At 54.4% G+C, this 4,144-nt stretch carries 4 protein-coding genes; 2 read left to right on the top strand and 2 right to left on the bottom strand.

Translation table 11 applies throughout. The features are described from left to right. The first annotated feature begins 78 nt into the window (after positions 1–78). Both ACXWUF_RS19605 and ACXWUF_RS19600 read left to right on the top strand, forming a co-directional pair. Complete coding sequence (locus ACXWUF_RS19605) at positions 79–1,467, top strand: AAA family ATPase (protein WP_458496270.1); 1,389 nt, start codon at positions 79–81, stop codon at positions 1,465–1,467. Next, positions 1,464–2,261: a retron system putative HNH endonuclease gene (locus ACXWUF_RS19600; protein WP_458496269.1), complete on the top strand. Its 798-nt coding sequence runs from the start codon at positions 1,464–1,466 to the stop codon at positions 2,259–2,261. The genes ACXWUF_RS19605 and ACXWUF_RS19600 overlap by 4 nt, the downstream gene beginning before the upstream one ends. A 141-nt stretch (positions 2,262–2,402) precedes the next feature. Here the strand turns inward: ACXWUF_RS19600 and ACXWUF_RS19595 are convergent, their stop codons facing one another. Both ACXWUF_RS19595 and fhcD read right to left on the bottom strand, forming a co-directional pair. After that, positions 2,403–3,215, bottom strand: a complete 813-nt coding sequence (locus tag ACXWUF_RS19595; RefSeq protein WP_458496268.1) for a formylmethanofuran dehydrogenase subunit C — start codon at positions 3,213–3,215, stop codon at positions 2,403–2,405. Continuing rightward, positions 3,212–4,108, bottom strand: coding sequence for a formylmethanofuran--tetrahydromethanopterin N-formyltransferase (gene fhcD, locus ACXWUF_RS19590; RefSeq protein WP_458496267.1), 897 nt, complete (start codon positions 4,106–4,108; stop codon positions 3,212–3,214). The genes ACXWUF_RS19595 and fhcD overlap by 4 nt, the downstream gene beginning before the upstream one ends. Between the last annotated feature and the right edge of the window lie 36 nt (positions 4,109–4,144).

The raw sequence follows: 4,144 nt of genomic DNA, 5'->3' as shown, positions 1-4,144 counted from the left end.
CGGGGGTGAAGATCAGTAAGCGGGCGTTTGGGCGGGATCGGCGCTATCCGATGACGTGTGGGTTTGGGAGATAGGACGATGAAGCTGAAAAGGATTGTGCTGGATAATTTCCGGTGCTTTGAGCATTTGGAAATGGAGTTTGATAATCGGTTGACAGTGCTGGTGGGGGGGAATGGGAGGGGGAAGACGGCGGTTTTGGATGGGATTTTGTTGTTATTCAAGAAGTTTCTGGAGCAATTACCTATAGCAAAGGCGGGATATAAACGAGCTAGCATCGCGGATATTCGGATTGATCCTGTCACTAACAAGCCTTTTCCTGCCTTATGTTTTTATGGTATCGCAGATATAGAAACAGAGCTTAATATCCTTAAGCGAGGATCATCTGATAACGGCTATGACCCTCAAATTGAGTGGTCCGGTCATTTATTACGGGATACTTCAAAAACTACTAAAGAACATGCCAAGTCCATAAAAAAACAAGGAGCGTTTGCTGCTGCTAGTTCTCTCCTCGAAATAAAAAAATTCTCAGATCAACTAATAGATGCAGAAAATCAAGATAAAACTTACCAAATGCCAGTAATGGCTTATTATGGAACCAATCGAGCAGTTTTTGAGACATCTTTAACACCCTATGAATCCAAAGAATTCTTTACCCGGTTTCATAGTCTCTCCAATGCCTTAAATCCGGCAGTAAATTTCAAAACAGCATTTGCTTGGTTTCATGCCAAGGAAAATGAAGAAGCCCGAGGGATAAAAGCAAATAAATCCCTAGATTATAGTGATGCCAGTTTAGATTGTGTGCGTCGAGCTATTACCCGAGTTTTCCCAGAATTCAAAAATCCCCGCACCGAACTCGACCCATTACGTTTCATGGTCGATTGGAAAGACGGCGACCACTACATTCCTCTCGATCTAAAACAACTCAGCGACGGCTACCGCACCACCCTCGCCCTAGTCACCGACATAGCCCGCCGCATGGTGGAGGCTAACCCGCCCGGCAGCGGTATCAACGACCCGCTGAATACCGAAGCCATAGTATTAATCGACGAAGTAGATTTACACCTACACCCGGAATGGCAGCAACGGATATTGAAACAATTGCTAGAAACCTTCCCGAAATCCCAATTCATCGTCACCACCCATAGCCCGCAAGTGCTTTCCACCGTGCCTGCTGAATGTATCCGCATCATCCATGATGGCCGGGTATTCGGTGCAACACCGGGAACGGAAGGGGCGGAATCGGCGCGGGTACTGAAACAGATTTTCGGCGTGGAGTCACGCCCATTGGAGAACGAGTTTACCCGGAAGTTATTCAGATACCGGGATTTGGTATACGACAACCAATGGGAGTCCATCGAAGCAGTGGGTTTGCGAAAAAAACTGGACGCCCATTTCCGCCAAAACGAGCCGCTACTATTGGAATTGGATTTATATATCGAAAATCGCCAGTGGGAGTTGGCGGAGTGAAGCGGATCGAAAAAGGAATGGAACCCGCAAAATTAATGGACTACCGAAATGCGAATCCCCGCTCAACTTGGGAACAAATGCGAAATGATGCAGCTTCCAGCGGCAAGGATACGTATACGGAAATTAAACGGACAGCGGTAAACGACCAAGGCGGGTTATGCGCTTATTGTGAAGCTGATATTACCAACCAAACCCAGCAAATCGAACACTTTCACCCCAAATCGGATAACGGTGGCACGCATAACTGGGCATTGGATTGGAATAATCTGCTGGCCGTTTGCGATGGCGGCTCTAATCCTTATTCGCCTGCTTATCTGGAGCCTCTTCCTGATAATCTCAGTTGTGACCAGCACAAAAATTACCTGAGCCAGAAAGGCGGGTTATCGGCGGCTTGCGAAGGCTGGCTGCTGAATGCTTTACAACTCGCGGCGTTTCCCAACTTGTTTGCCATCCATCTCGGCACGGGGAAACTTCGGGCGAATGTGGAAATTTGTGCTTCGGTTCCGGTCTTTGAACCCAACCATTGCGGCGATACCGCTGCTTTGGTTGAAAATACCATCCGTATTCTTAATTTGAATTGCGACCGTTTATGTCAAGATCGACTGCGGGTTATTCGTAGCCTTGAACATGCCAAAAAACAACTACGACAGCGAGGCATCCCTACCAATCAAGCCTTACCTAGCTTGACACAGCACTATTTTCAGCGGCGCTGGTCGCCATTTTTTACGGTAATTCGGTCGTACTTAGGAGAAACTGCCGAGCGTCATCTTGAGAGCATCGGCTATCAAGGATAATTCTTTTCGGTAGCCAATCAGTCGCCTAGCCCGAGGGCACGAGTTTCGTTAAAGCTTCACCCATTCCATACCTGAAATTGAGCAATAAAAAACCCCGGTGTTGTTCAAACAATACCGGGGTTTTAAGAGCTAAAAAGTCTTTTATTGCGCGACGAGAATCTCCCCCTTCCCCAACCCGCACATATCCCCCGCATACCGTCGCACCCGCTTAAGGCTGTCGGACATCCCCGCAAACCGGGTATCCAACCCCGCGAAGCCTTTCAGCAACAGCGGAATAAACCCCAGCGTATGCGTGCCGCAATCATTGAACGTGGCGGGAATCACCGGCGCTTGGGCCAATAACAAGGTGCCGCGCCCCATCGCAAAGCCAATGTTCGGGCCAACCTTACCCAGCACCGCAATCGTGCCCGCCGTCATGCGCGAGCCGAGATACTCGCCCACGTCGCCCTCAATCAGAATCGCCCCGCGCCGCAGATGGTCGCCCACCCGGTCGCCCGCGTTACCTTTGACGATGACCACGCCGCCCGCCATGCCCTTCTTGTTGCCGGGCAGGCAAGCGCCGAGGAAATCCCCCGCGTTGCCGCCAATCAGGATTTCGCCGTTGCGCAGCTCGCACGCGCCGTAGGCGTCGATATGGCCGGAAACGGTGATTCGCCCGCCCTTCATCTGCATCCCGAGATAGCTACCCGCGTCGCCCTCAACGCTGATCGCGCCTTGGGTCATGGCTTTGCCGATGAAATCCAGCTTGCCCGTTGCGCCCCGGAAAATGATCTGGCTGGCGTCCTCGCCCTCGATGGCGAACAACTCGTCGGCACGGACTTGGCGGTTGCCGGTTTGCAGCAGCACCGCGCCAATGTCGGCGACGGATTTTCCGGCCAGCGCGTCCGGGGTCAGCGGCGCCACGTCGATGCGCTGCTGGGATGGGGTCTTGAGCGTGAAGCTGAGCGCCGTCATGCCATGATCTCCTGAAGGTGGAAGAGGAACGGCCCGAGCTTGCCGCCGTAGTTGCCCGCGCTGATGCGGTGAATGCCGTTTTCCCGGCCCAGACCGCAGGCGGCTTCGATGCCGACCCGCATGGCCTGCTTGATGTCGGCTTCGGTGAGGCCGTCGATGACGATTTCCATCACCGACTCGATTTCGGGGCTGAGTTCGGTTTTGGTCTGGCCTTTGAGCGTCGGGCAGAAGGCGTCGTTGGTCGAGGCGTTGAGCGCCTTGTATTTGGAGCCGACCTTGGAGCCGGACCGCACCACGCCGCCGGGGAAGGGCATGATGACGTTCGGGACTTTCTGCATGGCTTCGATGGCGGCTTCGCAGGCGGCCAGGGCTTGCGGCTGGGATTCGGCCAGGATGAGGAAGTTGCCGCCGCCGATGGCCTTCACCATGCCGGTGGTTTCCTCGCACAGGAATTCGCCGTCCATCACCGGCACCCGCCAGTAACGCCGCCCGCCGATGCGCTTGGAACTTTGAAAGCCGTCGCCGAAGAAGCGGAGGTTCTTGCCCAAGGCGATGGGGTCGCCCTCGTGCAGTCCCGCGAACAGGGCCGAGGTGGGCGCGGTCAGCACGCACTGCCCGGCGCGGGTTTCCAATTGCTTGGCGAGACCTTTGCCGCCCATGGCGAAGATCATCGCGGCGATGCCGGGGCGTCCGTCCGGGGTTTCGCTGGGGTCGAGTTCGCGCTCGATGCCGGCCTCGCAGCCGCAGGCGATGACCGAGGTGCCGAAGCCGGTCATCGCCTGGGCGGCGATTCTGGCCCATTTCATATTCTGGGCGGTGATGACGACCCGCGTGGCCCTCATGGGGAAGGCTTCGGCGAAGGTGGCGTCGATGTGTACGCCGTTAATTATCATGAGGTTCTCCACGGCTTAATGCAGGTATTCCGATTC

It is taken from the genome of Methylomagnum sp. (genome assembly GCF_054333355.1).
This window is presented reverse-complemented; position numbering and strand designations above follow the sequence as displayed.